The sequence below is a fragment of the Micromonospora fiedleri genome (assembly GCF_016774385.1).
GTDB classification, from domain to species: Bacteria; Actinomycetota; Actinomycetes; order Mycobacteriales; family Micromonosporaceae; genus Micromonospora; species Micromonospora gifhornensis.
Window position 1 is genome coordinate 323,291 of sequence record NZ_JAETXL010000007.1, and the last position, 20,588, is coordinate 343,878.

A 20,588-nucleotide genomic window follows, 5' to 3' on the forward strand; every position below is an offset into this window, starting at 1 on the left:
CGCTGGGATACCGTCGTCTCTGCTCGGCCGGGTGGGTGCCGACCTCGGGCGGAGGAGGTGAACGCGGTGGGCGGTCCGAAGGTACGGGCCCTGCGTGCCGCCGCGTTGCACCGTCGGGCCGCCGCGACGGTCGCGGCCGCGGCCACCAGTCTTGACGACACCCGTCCCGCCCCGGCGGACCAGCGCCGCCAGTACGCCCTGGCCGAACGGTTGCGTACCGCTGCCGCCGTACTCGCGCCGGGTTGGGCGGGCAACGCGCTGGACGGTATCGAGTCGACCACCCGTGCCGGGGAAGCGCCGCCGCCCTTCGTCCGGGTCGGCACCGCCGCGCCGTTGGACGATGCCCGTTTCCCCGCCCTGGTTCCGCTGCTCGGCACCGGTCACCTGACGGTGGACGCCGACGCGCAGGACCCGCGGGTGGCCGGGATGCTACGGGGGTTGATGCTGCGGCTGGTGGCCGCGACCCCGGCCGGAACGCTGCTGGTACGGGCGGTGGATCCGACCGGTGACGTGCTGGCGCCGTTCGGGACGCTCGGTGATGCCGGGCTGCTGTCGCCGCCGGCCCGGGATGTCGCGGGGTTGCGTGCCCTGCTCGACGAGGCGGAGCGGTGGGTGACGCCGGGCTCGACCGGGCCGCGTCGGCATGACCGGATGCTGCTGCTGGTCCTCGCCGGGCTGCCTGAGCACACCGGAAACGATGAGCTGTCCCGGATCGAGTCCCTGGCCGAGCAGGGGCCGTCCGCCGGGTTGCACCTGGTGGTGGCGGGGTGGCCGACTGTGGACCATGCTCCGCTGCCCCGGGCCACGGCGCTGGCGATGCGCACCGGGTATGCGTTGCTTGGCGACGCGCCCGGTGCCGCCTTCGCCGCAGCGGGCTCCGACGGCGGGTTGAACTCACCGGTGTTCGTCGAGCCGGACCCACCGGCCGGGCTGGTGGAGGAGGTGTGTCGGCGGCTCGCCGCGCAGGTCGAGGCCGGCACCCGGCTGTCCCTGGCGAGCCTGCTGCCCTCGGATGAGGACGAGTTGTGGCAGGCGGACGCGACCGAGGGGATGAGCACCACGGTCGGTGACGCCGGCGGTCGGGCGGTGTCGCTCGGCTTCACCGAGCTGACGCCACACTGGCTGGTCAGCGGCCGGTCGCGGGCCTGCCGAGCGACCTTTTTGACCAACACGCTGCTCGGTCTCACCGCCCGGTACGGCCCGGACGAGTTGTCGTTGTACCTGGCCGATCTCGGCGACGGCGAGTCGTTCGCCGAGTTCCTCCAGACCGAGCGCGACAGGTCATGGGTTCCGCAGGTGCGGGCGGCGGCGATGGCCGCCGATCGGGAGTACCTGCTCGACCTGTTCGACCAGCTGACTGCCGAGGTCCAGCGACGGGCCGAGGCTTCCGCCCGCGCGGGCGGGCAGCGCTTCGCGGAGCTGCGGCAGCATCAGCGGCTGCCCCGCATCGTGTGCGTGGTGGACAATCTGCCCCTGCTGTTCGCCGAACGGGATCGACTGACCGTCGACGCCGCCGCCCGGCTGGACACCTTGACCAGGACCGGTCGGCTGTACGGCGTGCACCTGGTCCTCGCCGGTGAGGCCGATCTGGGCCTGGGCGTACGCACTGAGGGCGGGCCGCGGGATTCGCTGCTCGGCCAGTTCCCGGTCCGGGTGGCGTTGCCCGGGGGCGGAGCGGTGCTGGAGCCGACGAACGATTCGGCGGCCGGGCTCCCGGCGGGCAGCGCGGTCGTCAACACCGCCGGTGGCCTGGGTGGGCCGCGGGGTGCGATCCGCGGACACGAGCGGATGATCCGGTTCCCTGATCCGCAGGACGAACCGGAGGTCGTGGAGGGGCTACGGCACCGGCTCTGGTCGGCCCGTACGGAGGGTGCCGTCCCGCCGGTGGTCTTCGCCGGCTACGCCCGTCCGCAGTTGGGCAATGATCCTCGCTACCGATCGGCTCTTGCCGGGCGGTCGTTGGCACCGGCGGCGCTGCTGGGGCGGGCGGTGGATGTCGCGCGGACCACCGCGGCGGTGCCGTTCGGGCCGGCCGCCGGCCGGAATCTCGCGGTGCTGGGTCCTCGGCCCGACGGCAGCCGGCTGCTGTCCGTGGCCGCCCGCAGTACGGCAGCTCACCATCCGCCGGGAACGGCGCGCTTCGTGATCGCCGTACCGGACGTCGAGGCTCGGCCGGTGGCCGACGCGCTGGCCACCGAGTTGGCCGCACGGCATCCGGTCGAGACGGTCGACCTGGCCGGGTTGGTGGCCGTGCTGGACGACGGAGCGCCGGCCTACCTGGTGGTGTTCGGTCTGGATGTGGCGCCTGCGGAGGACCTGCCGCCGGCTCGACTGCGGATGTTGCTGCGCGAGGGCCCGCCGGCCGGGCAGCATCTGCTGGGCTGGTGGCGTACGGTGCCGTCGTTCGCGGCGCTGATCGCTGCCGAGGAGACGGTCGACAAGCTGACCGCCGTGGCGGTGGCGGGTGTGCCGGGTGCTCAGCTCACGCCGGTCTTCGGCCGGCCGGTGGAGTGGCGGCCGCGCCCTGATCGGGTGGTGCTCTGGGACGGCCCGGATGAGCAGGGGGTCGTGCTGGTGCCGTACGACGTGCCGGAGGGTGGGCAGCAGGCATGACGATCAGCCAGGCGGGGACCACGCCCGTGCGTCCGGGGCGACAGCGGACGGCCGCCGCGCCGACACCCGAGGAGGCGCTGCCGACCGCGTGGGCGGACTATCTGGCCGCCGCCCGCCAACTCGACGGGGTACGCCGCGACGCGGCGACCGCCGCGAGCGAGCAGGCGCGCACCGTCCAGGCGGCCCGGGACGAGCTGGTCACGGTACGCACCCGCCTGGCGGCCCAGGAAGCGCGGCTGTGTGAGCTGGGCGTACCGCCGATCTCGCTGGCGCCGACCCCGCCGGAGCTGTCGGAGGCGGCCCGGTCGATGTCCGGTGGCGCGGCGGCGGTGCTCGCCTCGTTGCGGCAGGCCCGGCGGTGGGCGTACGGGGTCGACGACATCCTCGCCGCGCGGGGCCTGTCGCGGGTGGCGCATTGGTCGCCTCGCCCGCGCAACCTGCTGGTCTACGGTCCGTTGGGGCTGCTGGTCCCGCTGCTGCTGATCGCGATCTACCTGGCCGCCGGCACCGGTCCGGTGACCATCCTGGCCCTGGTGGTGGGGTTGCCGGGCCCGGCGGTCGCCTTCGGGGCGGGGTGGCTGGCGGTGGGGCGGCTGTTTCCGTCCCAGCCCGGTGAGCGGGTCGACCGGACTCCCCGGTTCGGCGCCCTGGCCTGCCTGATTCCGGCGGTGGTCGCCACCGCCGGAATCGTCCTGGCCATGCTGGCCACCTGACCGGCCGCCACCGCCGGCAGAGCAGCGAAAGCCGATCAGCGGCGAAAGCCGATCAGCGAAGAACGCCGGTCAGCGGGGATGGATGAGCGCCATCGCCTCGGCACGGGATTTGGCGTCCCGCTGGAGGGTGCCACGCACCGCCGAAGTGATCGTCTTGGCGCCGGACTTCTGGATGCCGCGCATCGCCATGCACATGTGCTCGCATTCCAGTACGACCACCACCCCGCGCGGCGCGAGCCGGTCCATCAGCAGGTCGGCGATCTGCGAGGTGAGCCGTTCCTGCACCTGCGGCCGGCGGGCGTAGACCTCGACCAGGCGGGCCAGCTTGGACAGGCCGGTGATCCGCCCGTCCGGGCCGGGGATGTAGCCGATGTGTGCGCTGCCCCGGAACGGCAGGAGGTGGTGCTCGCAGAGGCTCATCACGTCGATGTCCCGGACCAGCACGAGTTCCTCGTGGTTGGCCTCGAAGGTGGTGGTGAGCACCGTGGCCGGGTCGACCCGCAGGCCGGCGAAGAGTTCGGCGTAGGCGCGGGCCACCCGGGCCGGGGTCTGCTGGAGCCCGTCCCGGTCGGGGTTCTCGCCGACCGCGATGAGGATCTCGCGGACCGCCTTCTCGATGCGGGCGAGGTCGACGATCTCCTCGACCGGTCGGCCGGTCAGCCGGCCGTTGACCAGCCGTGCGGCGATGTAGTCGAGGGTTTCGTCGGGTTCGGTTGAGGAGGCGGCCAGCCCCCGCTGCGGAGGGCTGGCCGCTGGGTCGTTGGTGCTCAGTGCGGGCCGTCCGAGTTGTTGGAGTTCGGGCTGCCGACGGTGGCCTGCGCCCCGTCGGCCTCGGCCTGCACCTTGAGCGCCTCCTTCTCCGCTGGCGTGAGTACCGGCGGCTCGGTGGAGGGCTGACGCTTGCCGAAGCCGTTGTACGGCGCCATCGGCGGCCGCTTGACCACGCGGGCGCAGATCCGGGCCATGTCGGCGGTGGAGAGGGTTTCCTTCTCCATGAGTTCGAGAACGATGTTGTCCAGCACGTCCCGGTACTCGACCAGGATCTCCCAGGCCTCGTCGTGGGCCAGTTCGATAAGTGCCCGCATCTCGCCGTCGATCTCGGCGGCGACGGCGTCGGAGTAGTCCCGCTCGTGGCCCATGTTGCGGCCGAGGAACGGCTCGTCGCCGCTGGTGCCGTACTTGATCGCACCGAGCTTGGAGCTCATGCCGTACTGGGTGATCATCGCGCGGGCCAGGGCGGTGGCCTTCTCGATGTCGTTGCCGGCGCCCGTGGTGGGCTCGTGGAAGACGAGTTCCTCGGCGGCCCGCCCGCCCAGCGCGTACGCCAGGGTGTCGATCATTTCGGCGCGGGTCTGGGTGTACTTGTCCTCGGTGGGCAGCACCAGGGTGTGGCCCAGGGAGCGACCACGCGACAGGATCGTCACCTTGTGCACCGGCGCGGCGTGCGGCAGCGCCCAGGCGACCAGCGCGTGCCCACCCTCGTGGTACGCGGTGATCTTCTTCTCCTGGTCGCTCATCACCCGGGTACGACGCTGTGGGCCGGCGATGACCCGGTCGATCGACTCCTCAAGCGACTCGTTGCTGATCGCCCGCTGGTCCTTCCGCGCGGTCAGCAGGGCCGCCTCGTTGATCACGTTGGCCAGGTCGGCGCCGCTGAAGCCCGGCGTCCGCTTGGCGACCGAGTCGAGGTCGACGTCCGGCGTGAACGGCTTGCCCTTGGCGTGCACCCGCAGGATGGCCTTGCGGCCCTCCATGTCGGGGGCGTCGACCGGGATCTGCCGGTCGAAACGGCCCGGGCGCAGCAGCGCGGGGTCGAGGATGTCCGGCCGGTTGGTGGCGGCGATCAGGATGACGCCGCCCTTGACGTCGAAGCCGTCCATCTCGACGAGCAGCTGGTTGAGGGTCTGCTCGCGCTCGTCGTGACCGCCGCCCATGCCGGCACCACGGTGCCGACCGACGGCGTCGATCTCGTCGACGAAGACGATCGCCGGAGCGTTCGCCTTGGCCTGCTCGAACAGGTCGCGGACCCGGCTGGCGCCGACACCGACGAACATCTCCACGAAGTCGGAACCGGAGATCGAGTAGAACGGCACCCCGGCCTCCCCGGCGACCGCCCGGGCGAGCAGCGTCTTACCGGTACCGGGCGGGCCGAACAGCAGTACGCCCTTCGGGATCTTCGCGCCGAGCGCCTGGTACTTGCCCGGGTTCTGGAGGAAGTCCTTGATCTCGTGCAGTTCCTCGACGGCTTCCTCGGCCCCGGCCACGTCGGCGAAGGTGGTCTTCGGCGTGTCCTTGGTGATCATCTTCGCCTTGGACTTGCCGAAGTTGAGCACCCGGGAGCCGCCGCCCTGCATCTGCGACATGAAGAACAGCAGCAGCAGCACGAGCAGCACGATGGGCAGCAGGTTGACCAGCAGGCTGACCCAGATGCTGTCGGACGACACCTCGGTGTCGGCCGGCCCGGTGACCCGGTTGTTGGCCTTGGCGTCGAGGACCTGGTTCCAGACCTCGTTGCCGACCTCGTACGGGAACTGGGCCTCGATCAGCTTGGTGGTGGTCTTGCCGAACTCGGCCTCTTGGGCGAGCTCGAGTTGGATCGTCTGTTCCTTGTCCTGGAACACGACCTTCTCGATGCCGCCCTTGTTGAGCTGGTCGAGCGCGACTGAGGTGTCCACCCGGTGGTAGCTGGGACCAGAGGTGAACAACTGACTGAGCACAACGGCGCCGAGGATGACCAGGATGACCCAGAACACCGGTCGGCGGAAGAAACGCGTACGTTCCATGCTTTTGTCGAGCGCCGAGACGCCCGCATCCTCCTGATCGACGTCCTGACCGACTGTTGGGTGTCGCCGCCGGGGCGGCTGCCGTAGCCGCCGTGCGGGCCGGCCTCGACCCCGAGGCGCGAAATTGCCGCGCCACGGTCATTCGACGGTACACCGTGCGAGACGGATGTGAGCTGGCGAGCCCAGCACTTACGCGCACGGCGAACCCGGGAGTCGACCGGCATGGTCGGGATCGGAGTCCCCACCACCGTGCTCCACGGTAGCCGGATCACCTGAAAGCCCGCTGTACGTCGCCCGGGTCGGCCCGGCCGGGTACGGGGTCAGCTGCGGGCGTACACCTCGGGCTTGAGGACGCCGACGTACGGCAACTCGCGGTACCGCTCGCCGAAGTCGAGGCCGTACCCGACGACAAACTCGGTCGGGATGTCGAAGCCGACGTACTTGACCGGCACCGTCACCTTGACCGCGTCCGGCTTGCGGAACAGGGCGACCACTTCGACGCTGGCCGCCGACCGGGATTCCAGGTAGCGCAGCAACCAGGAGAGGGTCAGCCCGGAGTCGACGATGTCCTCCACCACCACGACGTGCCGGCCGGCGATGTCCCGGTCGAGGTCCTTGAGGATGCGCACCACGCCGGAGGAGGTGGTGCCCTGCCCGTACGAGGAGATGGCCATGAAGTCCAGCTCCGCGGGCGGACCCTGGCGGCCCAGGGCCCGGGCGAAGTCGGCCATGAACATGACCGCCCCCTTGAGCACACAGACGAGCAGCAGCCCGTCGGTGACGTGGGCGTAGTCCGCGGAGACCTGCTTGGCCAGTTCCGCGGTCTTCTCGCGGATCTGCGCCTCGGAAATGATCACGTGGTCGATGTCGGCGTCGTACCAGGAGCCGTCAGCCATGCCACTAGCCTGCCGTACGCCCTGGGTGGGCCGTCGGCGGGGCCGCCCCTTCGTGGGACGGCCCCGGGCGGATTTTTCCGACGAAGCCGACCAATCATCTCAGCGGGGACCGGATCACCACCGGCGACCACCGTCGGAGGGCTTCCAGTCGGCCGAGTCCCTGCTGTCGGCGGTCAGGCCGGCGGCCGAGGCGGAGGTGAGGACGGCGAGGAGGAACAGCACGAAAAGGAACTCCATGGCGGCGCTCACTTTCACAGGGTTGCTGGTGTTTTCGCCGCCGGTGCGCACCGACTGAGATGAGTCTGCGCCTCGCGCCTCCGCCCGAACAGTGGCAGGAATGCCACCGGACCTCGATTTACCGCCACTGCTGTGGTTACCCTCGTCACATGCTCAACTCGGTGGCCGTACTGGTGCTGGATGGTGTCGCCCCGTTCGAGCTCGGCGTACTGGCCGAGGTGTTCGGCACCGACCGCACCGCCGACGGCCTGCCCGGCTACCGGTTCGACGTGTGCAGCCCGCAGGGCGCGACCGTGCGTACCTCCGCCGGCTTCCAGTTGGTGCCGAGCGCCGACCTCGGCCCGATCGAGCGGGCGGACCTGGTGGCGGTTCCCGCCCACCACGGCGACACCGCCGCGCACCCCGAGGTGCGTGCGGCGCTGCGCCGGGCCGCCGACCGCGGGGCGTACCTGTTCAGCGTCTGCACCGGGGCGTACCTGCTGGGCGAGGCGGGGCTGCTGGACGGCCGGGAGTGCACGACCCACTGGCGGCACGTCGACGAGTTGCAACGCCGACACCCCGAGGCGCGGGTCCGCTGCAACTCGCTCTACGTCCAGGACGGCCGGCTGCTGACCAGCGCCGGCACGGCGGCGGGCATCGACGCCTGCCTGCATCTGGTACGCCAGGAGCACGGCTCGGCCACCGCCACCCGGCTGGCCCGGCGGATGGTGGTACCCCCACACCGCGACGGCGGGCAGTCCCAGTACGTCGAGGCGCCGATCGCGAAGGTGCCGCAGGCCCCGACCCTGGAGCCGCTGCTGGAGTGGCTCATTCAGCGGCTGGACCAACAGGTGACCGTCGACGAACTGGCGGCCCGGGTCGGCATGGCACCGCGCACCTTCGCCCGCCGGTTCCGCGCCGAGACCGGCACCACCCCGCACGACTGGGTGACCAACCAGCGGGTCCTGCTGGCCCGCCGACTGTTGGAGGAGACCGGGCTGACCGTGGACGAGGTGGCCGACCGGACCGGATTCGGTAACGCCGCCGCGCTACGTCACCACTTCACCCGCCGGGTCGGTGCCACCCCGAACGCCTACCGGGTCACCTTCCGCGACCGCGTCCCCGCCGACTGACCTCAGTCGGGTGCGGGCAGCAGACGGTCGGCCTGGCGCACCACCCGTAGTCCGCCCGGCAGGTACGCCGCCCCCTGGCCCCGCCAGGCGGTGACCAGCGCGTCGAGCGCGGCGATGTGCCGGTGGGACAGCGCGGCCGGCGGTGAGCCCAGCTCGTGAGCCCAGGCGCGCAGCACCCGGCCGCGTACCGCGCCGGCCAGGTCGGCCAGGGTCTTGGTCGCCAGCCCGCCGTCGGGGTGCCGCGCCGCGAGCAGCGCATCCCCGGCCAGCTCGTCCAGCACGGCGTTGTCGGCCGCCACCAGTCGGGCGGTCCGGGCGAGGTTGTCGACGACACCGGGACCGAGCGTCTCGACCAGCGCCGGCACCAACTGGGCCCGGACCCGGGATCGAGCGTACGCGGGATCGAAGTTGTGCGGGTCCTGCCACGGCGTCAGGCGCAGCGCCGCACACGCCGCGCGGGTCTGCTCGCGGCTGATCTCCAGTAGTGGCCGGACCAGAGGCACCCCGCCCAGATCGCGGCGTACCGGCATCCCGGCCAGCCCACGTGGGCCGGCCCCCCGGGCCAGCGCGAGCAGCACCGTCTCGGCCTGGTCGTCGCGGGTGTGCCCGGTGAGCAGGGCCGCGGCGCGATGCCGCCCGGCCACCTCGACCAACGCCTGGTAGCGGGCCTCGCGAGCCGCCGCCTCGGGGCCACCGGGTCGGCCGGCCACCTCGACCCGGACCACCTCCACCGGCGACAGACCGGCCTGTTCCGCCCAGCGAGCCACCGCCTCGGCCCGCTCGGCCGACCCGGCCTGCAACCCGTGATCGACGGTCACCAGACCGGCCGTCCGGCCCGATCTGGGCGCGACGAACGCGGCGGCGGCGGCCAGTACGAGCGAGTCGGCACCCCCGGAGCAGGCGACCAGCACCGGCCCGTCCGCCGGCAGTTCGGCCAGCGCCCGACGCACCGCGACCCGGATCGCAGCGACGGACGGGGAGATCGCGGCCATCGTCGCCGACTCAGTCGGCGGGCGGCTTCGGCCCGACCGGACCGTGTACCCGGGCCACCCAGGCGTCGGGTTCGCTCAACTCGCTCAGCCGGGGCAGGGTCAGTGGCGATTCGAAGATCCGGTTGAAGCCGGCCATCCCGACCCGCTCGACCACCGCGTGCACGAACTTGCGGCCCTCGGCGTACTGCCGCATCTTGACGTCCATGCCGATCAACCGGCGGACGGTCTTCTCCACCGGGTTGCCGGCCTCCCGGCGGCGGTTGAAGCCGGCCCGGATGCGCTCGACGCTCGGGATCACCTGCGGGCCGACACCGTCCATCACGAACTCGGCGTGCCCCTCCAGCAGGGTCATCAGCGCGGTCAGCCGGTCCAGCACCGCCCGCTGCCCGGGTGTCTGCACGATGTCCAGCACGCTGGAGCGGCCCTGCGGGTTACGCACCACGTCGGCCAGCGTGCCCACGCCCCGGCGCAGCCGGTCGAGCAGGTGCTCGCTGCCCTGCGCGGCATCCACGAACGCCTGCACCTCGCCGAGGAAATATCCCCGCATCCACGGCACCGCGGTGAACTGCGTGCGGTGGGTCACCTCGTGCAGGCAGACCCAGAGCCGGAAGTCGCGGGGGTCGGCCTGCAGCTTGCGCTCCACCTCGACGATGTTCGGCGCGACCAGCAGCAACTGGCCCGGATCGGCCGAGAAGACCTCGTACTGGCCGAGCACCCGGCCGGAGAGGTACGCCAGCACGGTGCCCGCCTGCACTCCGGTGACCCGGGAGCCGACCGCCTCGGTCAGCGCGCCGGGCTGCTTGTCCGAGGCCAGCCGACCGACCAGCGGTGTGATCACCTCGCGCAGGCCGGCGACGTTGGTGGCGGCCCAGTCCCGCCGGTCGACCACCCGCACCGGCGGATGCGCCACCTGCGAGGTGAGCCCGGTGTAGTCGGCCACGTGCCCGGCCGCTTCGTCGGTCAACCGGCGCAGCTCGGCGACCACCTCGGTGGCCTCGTCGTACGACACCCGAGGGCCGGTCTTGCCCAGAGCCCCCGCGGTCGCGACGGCCAGATCCCAGTCCACGAACTGCGCCATGCCACCCACCGTACCCGCGCCGGCACACCCGTCCACGCCCTCGACGGCGGTACGGGTCAGCGGCAGCCGCAGGTGGCCAGGGCGGCGGCGATCCGGTCGAGGGCCCCGCGAGCCGGTTCCATCCCGTCGGCCGGGACGCGATCGGTGAGCACGGCGAAGGTGAGTGGCCGGCCTTCGGCCGTCGTCACCACTCCCGCGATGGCGTGCACCCCGGTCAACGTGCCGGTCTTGGCGCGGACCGTTCCGGCCCCGGCGGCGGTGCCGGGCACCGAGCCGTACCGGTCGCGCAACGTGCCCGACCAGCCGCCGACCGGCAGCCCACCGAAGATGCCGCCCAGCTCGGGGCGGTCCGGGCTGGCCGCGAGGGCCAACGTCTCGGTCAGCAACGTGGGACTGATCAGGTTCCGCCGGGACAGGCCGCTGCCGTCGGCGAGGGCCAGGCCCTCGGTCGGCAGGCCCAGTTCGGACAGCACCTCGGTCATCGCCGAGGCGGCACCGGTGAACGAGGCCGGACGGCCACGCGCCAACGCGACCTGACGGGCCAGCGCCTCACCGATGATGTTGTCGCTGTCGCTGATCATGATGTCGACCAGCCGGATCAGTGGCGGCGACTGCACCACGCCGAGTTGCGCACCCGGCCCGGTGGCGCCGACCGGCGCACCGGTCGCCCCGGGGGCTTCCGTCGCTTCCGTCGTTTCCGTCGAGCCGGCCGGGGGTGCCGGGGCGGTGCCGCTGCGTACCTCGCCCTCCGGTACGCCGAGCAGTCGGGCGAACGCCCGCCCGGCGGTGAGATCGGGCTGGCTGACCCGCTCGGCCCAGCCCTGGCTGGCCTTCGGATCCTTGCGGGCACCGTCGAGCATCAACGCGGTCATCTGCGCGCCGTATCCACCCGTGGGGATGTCGTCGTCCCAGCCCGGCTCCAACCGCGGCCCGGAGTAGAGCGAGGAGTCGACGACGACCCGGGTCGGCGCGGTCCCGCCCAGCGCCGTACGCACCTGCTCGGCGAGGTCCTTCAGACTGGCCGCGCCGGGGTAGAAGCCCTTGTCGCCCGCCGCCAGGGTGGGATCGCCGCCGCCGACGAGCACCACCTCGCCCGGTTGCGCGCCGGCCACGGCCGTGGTCGGAATCCGGTATCCGGGGCCGCGAGCGGTGAGCACGGTCACCGCGGTCAGCAGCTTCGTCACCGACGCCGGCACGGTGCCCGTACCGCCGCCCCGCTCGAACAACTGCTGGCCGGTCAGCGCGTCGGTCACCGACACGTGAACCCGACCGCCCAGCGCGGTGTCGGCGATCAGCGGATCGAGCACCGTACGCAGCCCGTCGGTGGCGGGCATCGGCGCGCCGATGTCGGTGCCGGCCAGCACCGCCACCGGCGACGGCTCCGGCGGCGCGGCGCTCGGGGCGGCGGGGTCGTCGGCCAACCAGCGTTCGACCGGCCCGGGACGCACCACGACCAGGCCCACCACGGCCAGCACCAGGACCAGCACCGCGGCGAGCAGCACCGGCAGCCGGCGGCGCGACGTCGGTCGGGGCGGCTGCGGAGGTACGTCGGACGGCACGCCCGGTCCGCCGCCGACAGCGGGCGGCGGTGGGCTGGAAGCCCTGGTCGTGCCCGCGCCGGCGCCGACCGTCAGCGGCTGGGTCCGTTCCGCGTCCCGCGGGGATTCGCCGGCGGGAGGACCGGTCGGGACGGCCGGTTGCGGCCGGAGGACCTGGGCCTCGGGCACCGGTACCCGCCCGGCTGCCGGCTTCGGGGGCGGTTGGCGGGAAACGCCGTCACCTGCGTCGTCGGGTCGATAGTGTGAATCTTCCCTCCCCACGACCCCCTCCTCCCCACCCGGAACCGGCCTGGGTGACACTACTTCGGTCCGAAGACTATGCGGCGGCCGGAGTATGCGGGCGGGTATTCGCCTGTCCGGGGGTGCGGCCGCCGGTTCCGTCAAGCCAGCGTGGGCGAATGAGGAGCGTGCAGATGGATTTCGACGTCACGGTTGAGATCCCGAAAGGTCACCGCAACAAGTACGAGGTGGACCACGTGACCGGCCGGATCAGGCTGGACCGCACCCTCTTCACCTCCACGCAGTACCCGGCCGACTACGGCTTCATCGAGGGCACCCTGGGCGAGGACGGCGACCCGCTGGACGCGCTCGTGCTGGTCCCCGAACCGACCTTCCCGGGCTGCCTGATCCGCTGCCGCACCATCGGCATGTTCCGGATGACCGACGAAAAGGGTGGCGACGACAAGGTCCTCTGCGTGCCGTACGAGGACCCGCGGCAGGAGCACCTGCGCGACATCCACCACCTGGGCGAGTTCGACCGGCTGGAGATCCAGCACTTCTTCGAGGTGTACAAGGACCTGGAGCCGGGCAAGTCGGTCGAGGGCGCGACCTGGGTGGGGCGCACCGAGGCCGAGGCCGAGATCCAGGCGTCGTACCGGCGGGCCCGGGAGGCCGCCGAGCGCGGCGAATCCACGCACTGATGGACGCATCCGACAGCCCGGGGCCTGCTCAGCCGAGCAGGCCCCGGGCTCGTTCGTAGAGACCGAGCACGGCGCAGGCGATCGGCACCACGGAGACCACCAGCGCGGTGTCGGTGAGGTCGGCGAGGCGACCGAGGTACGGCGAGACCGGCCGCCGGGCGTACGTGGTGCCACCGGCCACGATCAGCAGGGCGACCAGCAGCCCACCGGCCGCCAGGAGCAGCTGACCCCGCTCCCCCGCCGCAGCGGCCAGGTCTGCGCCGAGGAGCAGGTACCCGGCCAGTCCGGCGAGCACGGGTGGCATCCGGTGGCGTACCGCCACGAACAGTCGGGCCCGCAGCAGCAGCACCGCCGAGGTCACCGCGACGAGCAACCGGCTCGCGGTGTCCGAGCCGCTGAGCACCAGCGCGGCACCCACCGCCAGCAGACCGTGCCCGATCAGCATCCCGGTGAGCATCTCCTCGGTGCGGGTCACCGCCGCGTACACCCGGCTGCGGTCGGGGAGATCCCGGACCCGGTCCGCGTCGTCCGGCGAGCCGGTGGGCAGGGTGATCGGCGGCAACGGAACCTTGCCCAACCGGATGGCCAGCAGCGGGACGGCCCCGATCCCGAAGGCCAGTACGCAGAGCAGCACGGCAGCGGTGCCGGCCGGGTGAAGCCACAGGCCGCCGACGGCGGTCGCGGCACCGACCGCGCCGACCACCACGCCGGCCACGAAGATCCGTAACCGGGTGGCCACCCCGAGCAGCCCGAGCACCGAGGCCAGCAGCAGCGCCACCGAGGCGGCCAGCAGTTCGGCCGCGCCGATCCAGCGCAGCGGACCGAACGGGCCGACCGGGTCACCCGAGCCGACGGCGAGCGCACCGGCGGCTGCCGCGTAGGGCAGCGCGTACCCGCCGAGGGTGGCCCCGGCCGGGCCGTCTCCCTGAGCCCGGGACAGCACCGTGCCCGCCAGTAAGAGCAGCGCCGCCATCAGAGCCGCCGCGAACCAGCCGACCGGATGCTCCGGACCGCCGCCCAGCAGGGCGATCAGACCGACGGCGAGCGGAACCGCCGCCCCGCCCAGTGCGGCGGCCCGGGTGGCTCGGGGCGACCAGGCACCACCGCGACGACGGGCACCGTCGGCGATCGCCTCGACCACGTCGTCGTAGTCCAGTTCGGGCCACTGCACGCTGGCCGGCACCAGGTGCAGCATCTCCCCGTCGCGGACGCCCTGGGCGAGCAGCGCCTGCCCGGCCGTCAGCGCGGTGCCGTCGGCCCGTCGCAGCAGCCAGCCACCGTGGCGTTCCCCGTCGTCCGCCAGCCCAACGCCCGCGTGCCGCAGCACCTCCGGCAGCAGTTCGGCGAGCGGCACATGTTCCGGCAGGGCCACGTCGACGCGCCGCGCAGGCGTGCTGACGGTGATCCGGGTCAGCTCGACTGTCATCGACCGGCCTCCATGCTCAGTGGGGCGACGGCTGCGCGAACGGGAGCACTTTACCTACGATGAGCCAGCTTCGGGTTACCGAGCGCGGTCAGGAGGTCGCGTGTCCACTGTCGTCATCCGGCGGCCACCCCGGCGTCCGGCACCGCAGATCCCGGTCGGTGAACTGCCGGTCGAGGCGCCACCGGAGATACCCGCCGTCACCGGTGGACGCTGGCACCAGATGTTGATGGTGCTGCCGATGCTCGGTGGCACCATCGCCATGGCCATGATGTTCGGCCGGGGCGGCGGCGCCTACTCGTACGTGGTGGGGGCCATGTTCGGGCTCTCCTCGCTGGCCATGCTGGTCACCAGCTGGGGCAGCGCCTCGGGCAGCCCACGCAAGTCGGAGATGATGGCGGCCCGTCGGGAGTACCTGCGGCACCTGGCGACGTTGCGGCGGCAGGTGCGGCAGGCTGCGGCGCGGCAGCGCACCGGGCTCTGCTACCGGCACCCGGACCCGGGGCTGCTCTGGTCGACTGTGGACAGCCACCGGGTGTGGGAACGCCGGCCCACCGACCCGGACTTCGCGGTGGTCCGGGTCGCGGTCGGGCCGCAGACCCTGGCCACGCCGCTGATCCCGCCGGTCACCCGCCCGCTGGAGGAGTTGGAGCCGATGACGGCGGGCGCGCTGCGCCGGTTCCTCGACGCGTACTCGGTGGTGCCCGACCTGCCGGTGGCGCTGTCGCTGCGCAGCTTCGCCCGCGTGTTCGTCCGGGGCGCGCCGGCCGGGAACACCGGCTCGCCGGCCGCGCAGGCGCTGGTCCGGGCGATGCTCACCCAACTCGCGGTCTTCCACGCCCCGGACGAACTCCTCGTCGCCGTCTGCGCCGGGCCGGAACGGCGCGACCGCTGGGAATGGACCAAGTGGCTGCCGCACGCCCAGCACCCGACGCGCAGCGACGCCCTCGGTCCGGTACGCCTGGTGACCAGTTCCGCGGTGGAACTGGAGCGTCTGCTCGACGAGGTGCTGGCCAGCCGGCCCCGGTTCAGCCCGGCCGGGCCCGCCACGGACGGCCCGCACCTGGTGGTCGTGCTGGACGGCGGCGACCTCACCGGCGCCACCGAGCTGGCGGGCGACGGTGGCATCGACGGGGTCACCCTGATCGACCTGGACACCCCGCCGCCCCGGCTGCTCGACCGGTTCGCGCTGCTGCTGGAGCTGCGCGAGGGCCGGCTGCACTCCCACTCGGCGGACGAGACCGCCGAGGTCGGCACCGCCGACGCCCTGAGCATCGTCGAGGCCGAGGCGGTGGCCCGCCGGCTGGCACCGTTACGGCTGGCCGCCGCCACCGGTGGCAAGGATGCGGTACCGGGTGTCGAGCCGGGTCTGCCGGAGCTGCTCGGCCTCGGCGACCCGGCGGGCTTCACCGCCGAGCAGGGTTGGGCCCCCCGGTCGGCCCGTGAGCGTCTGCGGGTGCCGCTCGGCGTCGGCGTCGACGGCGGCGCGGTCGAGTTGGACCTCAAGGAGTCGGCGCAGGACGGGATGGGCCCGCACGGCCTGCTCATCGGTGCCACCGGCTCGGGCAAGTCGGAGTTGCTGCGTACGTTGGTGCTCGGGCTCGCCGCCACCCACTCGTCGGAGCAGCTCAACTTCGTACTCGTCGACTTCAAGGGCGGCGCGACGTTCGCCTCGTTCGACCGGCTGCCGCACACCGCAGCGGTGATCACCAACCTGGCGGACGCGCTGCCGCTGGTCGACCGCATGGTCGACGCGATCAACGGCGAACTGGTCCGCCGGCAGGAGCTGCTGCGCCGGGCCGGCAACTTCGCCAGCCTGCGCGACTACGAACGGGCCCGGGCGGCGGGCAGTCCGCTGGCCCCGCTGCCGTCGCTGCTGTTGATCTGTGACGAGTTCTCCGAGCTGCTCTCCGCCAAGCCCGACTTCATCGACCTCTTCGTCCAGATCGGCCGGTTGGGCCGCTCCCTCGGCGTGCACCTGCTGCTCGCCAGTCAGCGGTTGGAGGAGGGACGGCTGCGCGGGCTGGACACCCACCTGTCGTACCGGATCGGTCTGCGGACCTTCTCCTCGCTTGAGTCGCGCACCGTGCTCGGGGTGCCGGACGCCTACGAACTGCCCCGTACGCCGGGGCACGGTTATCTGCGCTTCGGCACCGAGCCGTTGCTGCGGTTCAAGGCCGCGTACGTCTCCGGGCCGGTGCGGCGGCGGGGAACATCGGCCTCGGCGGCAGGTCCGGACCGGCCCCGGCTGCTCACCTTCTCCACCCATTTCACGCCGGCTGCGCAGCCGCCCGTTCCGGCCGTCACCACCGAGCCGGACGAGGAGACCGGTCAGACCCTGCTCGACCTGCTGATCGGCCGGCTCGCCGGACAGGGTCCACCGGCCCACCAGGTGTGGCTGCCACCGCTGGACGGTGCCCCCGCGCTGGACGAACTGGTCGGGCCACTCACGATCGATCCCGTCCGGGGCCTGACCTTCGGCAATCCGGAGCTGCACGGCGCCCTCCAGGTGCCGGTGGCGGTGGTCGACAAGCCGTACGAGCAACGTCGTGACCTGCTCTGGTTGGCGCTGGACGGCGCGGCCGGCCACGTCGCGGTGGTCGGCGGTACGCAGAGCGGCAAGTCCACCGCACTCCGTACGCTGATCTGCGCGCTGGCGCTCACCCACACCCCGGCCGAGGTGCAGGTCTACTGCCTCGACTTCGGCGGTGGCGGGTTGGCGGCGGTACGCGACCTGCCGCACGTCGGTGGGGTGGTCGGGCGGGCCGATCCGACCGGCGTACGCCGCACCGTGGGTGAGATGGCCACCCTGCTGGCGGAGCGGGAACGCGCCTTCGCCGAATCCGGGGTCGAGTCGGTGGCCGCCTGGCGGCAGCGACGTGCCACCGGACTCGCCGGCGGGTCGGCCGAGGGTGATCGGTTCGGTGACGTCTTCCTCGTCGTCGACGGCTGGGCGACCCTGCGCGGCGAGTACGACGACCTGGAACCACTGATCACCGATCTCGCCACCCGAGGTCTGTCGTACGGGCTGCACGTGGTGGCGACCGCGGTGCGCTGGCTGGACTTCCGCCCCGCCATCCGGGACCTGTTCGGATCCCGCCTGGAGTTGCGGCTCGGTGATCCGTCCGACTCGCTCGTCGCCCGGCGCGCGGCGGCGGACGTGCCGGAGCAGACGCCGGGGCGCGGCATCACCGCCGCGAGTCTGCACTTCCTCGTCGCGTTGCCCCAGTCCACCGGCTCCGACACCGCCGCACTGGTGAAGCAGATCGACGGGGCCTGGTCGGGGCCGTCCGCTCCCCCGGTGCGGCTGCTGCCGGCGGTGCTGCCGTACGCCGATCTGGATCGCGACGCCGCCACCGGGTTGCGCATCCCGATCGGGATCGCCGAGGCGGACCTGCGCCCGGTCGTGCTCGACTTCACCACCGAACCGCACTTCGTGGTCTACGGCGACGCCGAGTGCGGCAAGTCGTCGTTCCTGCGCGCCCTGGCCAGCACGATCGTCAGCCGGTTCACTCCGGAGCAGGCCCGGGTGATCCTGGTCGACTACCGGCGCAGCCTGCTCGGCGTCATCGAGGAACCCCACCTGATCGGGTACGGCACCACCGCCGCGCACACCACCGACCTGGTCGAGTCCGCCGCCGGTTACATGCAGGGTCGGATTCCCGGCCCCGATGTCGGGCCGGCCCAGTTGCGGGACCGGTCGTGGTGGTCCGGCCCGGAGCTGTTCGTCCTGGTCGACGACTACGACCTGGTGGCCAGCGGGCCGGCGAACCCACTGCGGTCACTTGAGGAGCATCTGCCGCACGCCCGCGACGTCGGGTTGCACCTGGTGCTGGTCCGTCGGTGCGGTGGCGCCGGCCGGGCCCAGTACGAGCCGATCGTCCAACGGTTGCGTGAACTGTCCACCTCGGGCCTGGTGATGTCGGGCAGCCCCGACGAAGGCGCCCTGGTCGGCCCGGTCCGACCCGGTCCGTTGCCCGCCGGGCGTGGCCGGTTGTTCACCCGGCGGGAGGGCGTACGGCTGGTCCAACTGGCGTACTTGCCGCCACAGTGACGTCGAGTATCGCGAACGTCCCTGGAAACGGGACGGAACCGGTAATCTCCGATCGTCATGTCTGCTGCGACCGAACGGCTGAGAATGTGACAAGGGTGCGGCACGGTCGCCCGCCGGGGCCTCGACGGCTGGCCGGCCGGGCGCTGCTCGCGGCGGCTGCCACCGCCGTGTCGGCTGTCGTCGCGGCGGTGCCGGCTGCCGCCGTACCGGCGAACCCGAGCGTCACCGTGCCGGTGGCGTACGCGCCCGGCGACGTGACCGACCGTGCCGATCAGATCCGCGACGAGCAGTGGCAGCTCGACAAGCTCGGTGCCCGGATCGCCTGGCGTACGTCGACCGGCCGGGGCGTGACCGTCGCCGTGATCGATTCCGGGGTGGACGGTTCGCACCCGGATCTGGCCGGGCGGGTGCTGCCCGGCATCGACCTGGTCTCGCCGGACGGGGCGGCCGAGCCGGATCCGGTCGGGCACGGCACCACCGTGGCGGGCCTGATCGCCGGGCGCAACGACGACCGTCAGGGCGTGGTGGGGCTGGCCCCGGACGCCCGGATCCTGCCGGTACGGGTGCTCGACGAGGAGAACCGCTACGACGACGCGCTGATCGTCGCCCAGGGTGTGCGGTGGGCGGTCGACAACGGCGCCCAGGTCATCAACCTGTCGCTCGGTGGCAGCGGGGACAGCCCGGCGTTGGCCGCCGCCATCGACTACGCCTTCGCCCGGGACGTGGTGGTCGTCGCCTGCACCGGCAATCTGGCCACCTCACCCGACGCGAAGGTGTGGTACCCGGCCCGGGAGCCCGGCGTGATCGCGGTTTCCGGCCTGGAACGGTCCAGCAACAACCTGTGGAGCGGCGCGATCACCGGCCGGGCCACCGTACTGACCGCGCCCGCCAGCGGTCTCGTCGGCGCACGGTCCCCCGCCGGCTACTGGCGGGTGCAGGGCACCAGCTTCGCCGCGCCGCTGGTCGCCGCCACCGCCGCCCTGGTCCGGGCCCGCTATCCGCAGATGTCCGCCGGCGACGTGGTGAACCGTCTGCTGGTCACCGCCAAGGACATCGGTCCCACCGGCCGCGACGACCGGTTCGGCTACGGCCTGGTGGACCCGATCGCGGCGCTGACCGCGGACGTGCCGCTGGTGCAGCACAACCCGTTGGACGACAACGAGGCACCGGGGATCACCGGGTTCGGCCCGGCGCCGGGCTCGATCCCCACCCCGGACCCGGACGCCGATCACCTCGGCTTCACCGCGCCGCAGCAGGAGACCCGCTGGCGGGCCCGGGCGGCGGGCGCGCAGGACAACAGCGGTACGGATCGGCTCTGGATCGGCTCGGCGGTCCTCGTCGCCCTGGTCACCGGTGCCCTGCTCATGGTGCGTCGGTTCCGGCAGTCGCACCGCTGACCGTCGACGAATTCGTCGGATCCCCGGTAGCGGACCCGGTGGTGCGGGTAGAACGATCGCCGTGGGCAGCGATCGGCGTAGTCTCCCGCCTACCTCAGGGCGACAGCAGCGGCTGCCGGTGGTCGGCGCGGCACCGCCGAGCCGTACGCCTGCGGTCAGCCTGCTGACGTTCCTGCCGTTCGCCCTGCTCGCCGGGTTGGTGCTGAATGGTTGGCCACCGCTGCACCGGCTGGACGCGACGGTGACCGAGCACCTGCACGGGTACGCCGTCGCCCATCCGCTCTGGGTCCGGGTGATGAGCGTCTGGACCGACGCCTTCGCACCGATGCCGCTACGCGTCGCGGCGCTGTTCCTGGTGCTCTGGCTGGTCCGTCGCGGCGCTCGACGGCTCGCGGTCTGGGCCGTCACCACCATGGTGGTCGGCGGTCTGCTCGGGCCGCTGCTGAAGCTGCTGGTCGGCCGGGCACGACCGGAACTGCCCGATCCCGTGGCGGAGGCGCCCGGCCTGGCCTTCCCGTCCGGGCACGCACTGAACGCGATGCTCGCCGCCGGGGTCCTCGTGGTGGTGTTCCTACCTCGGCCGTCCACGCCGGCCCGCGCCGGTCAGCCCGCGACCGGGGCCGGGCCGGGTGTCCAGGCGGCGGTCTGGCTCGGCGCGCTGTTGATCGCCCTGGTCACCGGCTTCAGCCGGGTCGCGCTCGGCGTGCACTGGAGCAGTGACGTGCTGGCCGGCTGGCTGCTCGGATTGGCGGTGGTCATCGCCACCACCGCCGCCCTGGGCGTGTGGCCCCGGGCAGCGTCGCACCGTTGA

The 20,588-nt window shown here is 72.7% G+C and carries 15 protein-coding genes; 7 read left to right on the plus strand and 8 right to left on the minus strand.

The window, feature by feature from the left end:
- Positions 1–57 precede the first annotated feature (57 nt).
- Together JMF97_RS21255 and JMF97_RS21260 are read left to right on the plus strand one after the other, a co-directional pair.
- Positions 58–2,613, plus strand: a complete 2,556-nt coding sequence (locus JMF97_RS21255; RefSeq protein ID WP_203223123.1) for an FtsK/SpoIIIE domain-containing protein — start codon at positions 58–60, stop codon at positions 2,611–2,613.
- Positions 2,610–3,326, plus strand: coding sequence for a hypothetical protein (locus JMF97_RS21260; protein WP_203223124.1), 717 nt, complete (start codon positions 2,610–2,612; stop codon positions 3,324–3,326). Before JMF97_RS21255 ends, JMF97_RS21260 begins: the two co-directional genes overlap by 4 nt.
- A 69-nt stretch (positions 3,327–3,395) precedes the next feature.
- On the opposite strand, the gene folE is transcribed toward JMF97_RS21260, so the two are convergent.
- The 4 genes from folE to JMF97_RS31815 all read right to left on the minus strand — a co-directional run bounded on the left by folE (position 3,396) and on the right by JMF97_RS31815 (position 7,254).
- A complete protein-coding gene (folE, locus tag JMF97_RS21265) occupies positions 3,396–4,055 on the minus strand; it encodes a GTP cyclohydrolase I FolE (protein WP_203223239.1) in 660 nt (219 codons plus the stop codon).
- A 38-nt stretch (positions 4,056–4,093) separates the two neighbouring features.
- On the minus strand, positions 4,094–6,109 hold the full coding sequence (ftsH, locus tag JMF97_RS21270; protein WP_013736288.1) for an ATP-dependent zinc metalloprotease FtsH: 2,016 nt from the start codon (positions 6,107–6,109) through the stop codon (positions 4,094–4,096).
- A 320-nt stretch (positions 6,110–6,429) separates the two neighbouring features.
- Positions 6,430–7,005, minus strand: a complete 576-nt coding sequence (gene hpt / locus JMF97_RS21275) for a hypoxanthine phosphoribosyltransferase (RefSeq protein WP_013736289.1) — start codon at positions 7,003–7,005, stop codon at positions 6,430–6,432.
- Between the two features lie 114 nt (positions 7,006–7,119).
- Entirely contained in the window at positions 7,120–7,254 is a 135-nt protein-coding gene (locus JMF97_RS31815) for a hypothetical protein (protein WP_273543905.1), read from the minus strand.
- A gap of 137 nt (positions 7,255–7,391) precedes the next feature.
- Here JMF97_RS31815 and JMF97_RS21280 point away from each other — a divergent pair, with 137 nt between their 5' ends.
- On the plus strand, positions 7,392–8,354 hold the full coding sequence (locus JMF97_RS21280; RefSeq protein WP_203223125.1) for a GlxA family transcriptional regulator: 963 nt from the start codon (positions 7,392–7,394) through the stop codon (positions 8,352–8,354).
- A gap of 2 nt (positions 8,355–8,356) precedes the next feature.
- Here the strand turns inward: JMF97_RS21280 and tilS are convergent, their stop codons facing one another.
- From tilS to dacB, 3 genes are read right to left on the minus strand one after another with little or no spacing between them, the layout of a single operon-like run.
- Entirely contained in the window at positions 8,357–9,346 is a 990-nt protein-coding gene (gene tilS / locus JMF97_RS21285; RefSeq protein ID WP_203223126.1) for a tRNA lysidine(34) synthetase TilS, read from the minus strand.
- 10 nt (positions 9,347–9,356) lie between these two features.
- Complete coding sequence (locus tag JMF97_RS21290; protein WP_126711378.1) at positions 9,357–10,424, minus strand: zinc-dependent metalloprotease; 1,068 nt, start codon at positions 10,422–10,424, stop codon at positions 9,357–9,359.
- Positions 10,425–10,480: 56 nt separating this feature from the next.
- Complete coding sequence (dacB, locus tag JMF97_RS21295) at positions 10,481–11,983, minus strand: D-alanyl-D-alanine carboxypeptidase/D-alanyl-D-alanine endopeptidase (protein ID WP_203223127.1); 1,503 nt, start codon at positions 11,981–11,983, stop codon at positions 10,481–10,483.
- Positions 11,984–12,396: 413 nt separating this feature from the next.
- Here dacB and JMF97_RS21300 point away from each other — a divergent pair, with 413 nt between their 5' ends.
- On the plus strand, positions 12,397–12,903 hold the full coding sequence (locus JMF97_RS21300; RefSeq protein WP_013736295.1) for an inorganic diphosphatase: 507 nt from the start codon (positions 12,397–12,399) through the stop codon (positions 12,901–12,903).
- Positions 12,904–12,931: 28 nt separating this feature from the next.
- Here the strand turns inward: JMF97_RS21300 and eccD are convergent, their stop codons facing one another.
- Entirely contained in the window at positions 12,932–14,329 is a 1,398-nt protein-coding gene (gene eccD, locus JMF97_RS21305) for a type VII secretion integral membrane protein EccD (protein WP_203223128.1), read from the minus strand.
- Positions 14,330–14,429: 100 nt separating this feature from the next.
- On the opposite strand from eccD, the gene eccCa reads away from it, so the two are divergent.
- The 3 genes from eccCa (at position 14,430) to JMF97_RS21320 (ending at position 20,588) form a co-directional block, all read left to right on the plus strand.
- Entirely contained in the window at positions 14,430–18,380 is a 3,951-nt protein-coding gene (eccCa, locus tag JMF97_RS21310; RefSeq protein WP_203223129.1) for a type VII secretion protein EccCa, read from the plus strand.
- An 86-nt stretch (positions 18,381–18,466) separates the two neighbouring features.
- The gene (gene mycP, locus JMF97_RS21315) at positions 18,467–19,777 is read left to right on the plus strand and encodes a type VII secretion-associated serine protease mycosin (protein ID WP_203223130.1); all 1,311 of its coding nucleotides are present in this window, start codon (positions 18,467–18,469) and stop codon (positions 19,775–19,777) included.
- 19 nt (positions 19,778–19,796) lie between these two features.
- On the plus strand, positions 19,797–20,588 hold the full coding sequence (locus JMF97_RS21320; RefSeq protein WP_438803771.1) for a phosphatase PAP2 family protein: 792 nt from the start codon (positions 19,797–19,799) through the stop codon (positions 20,586–20,588).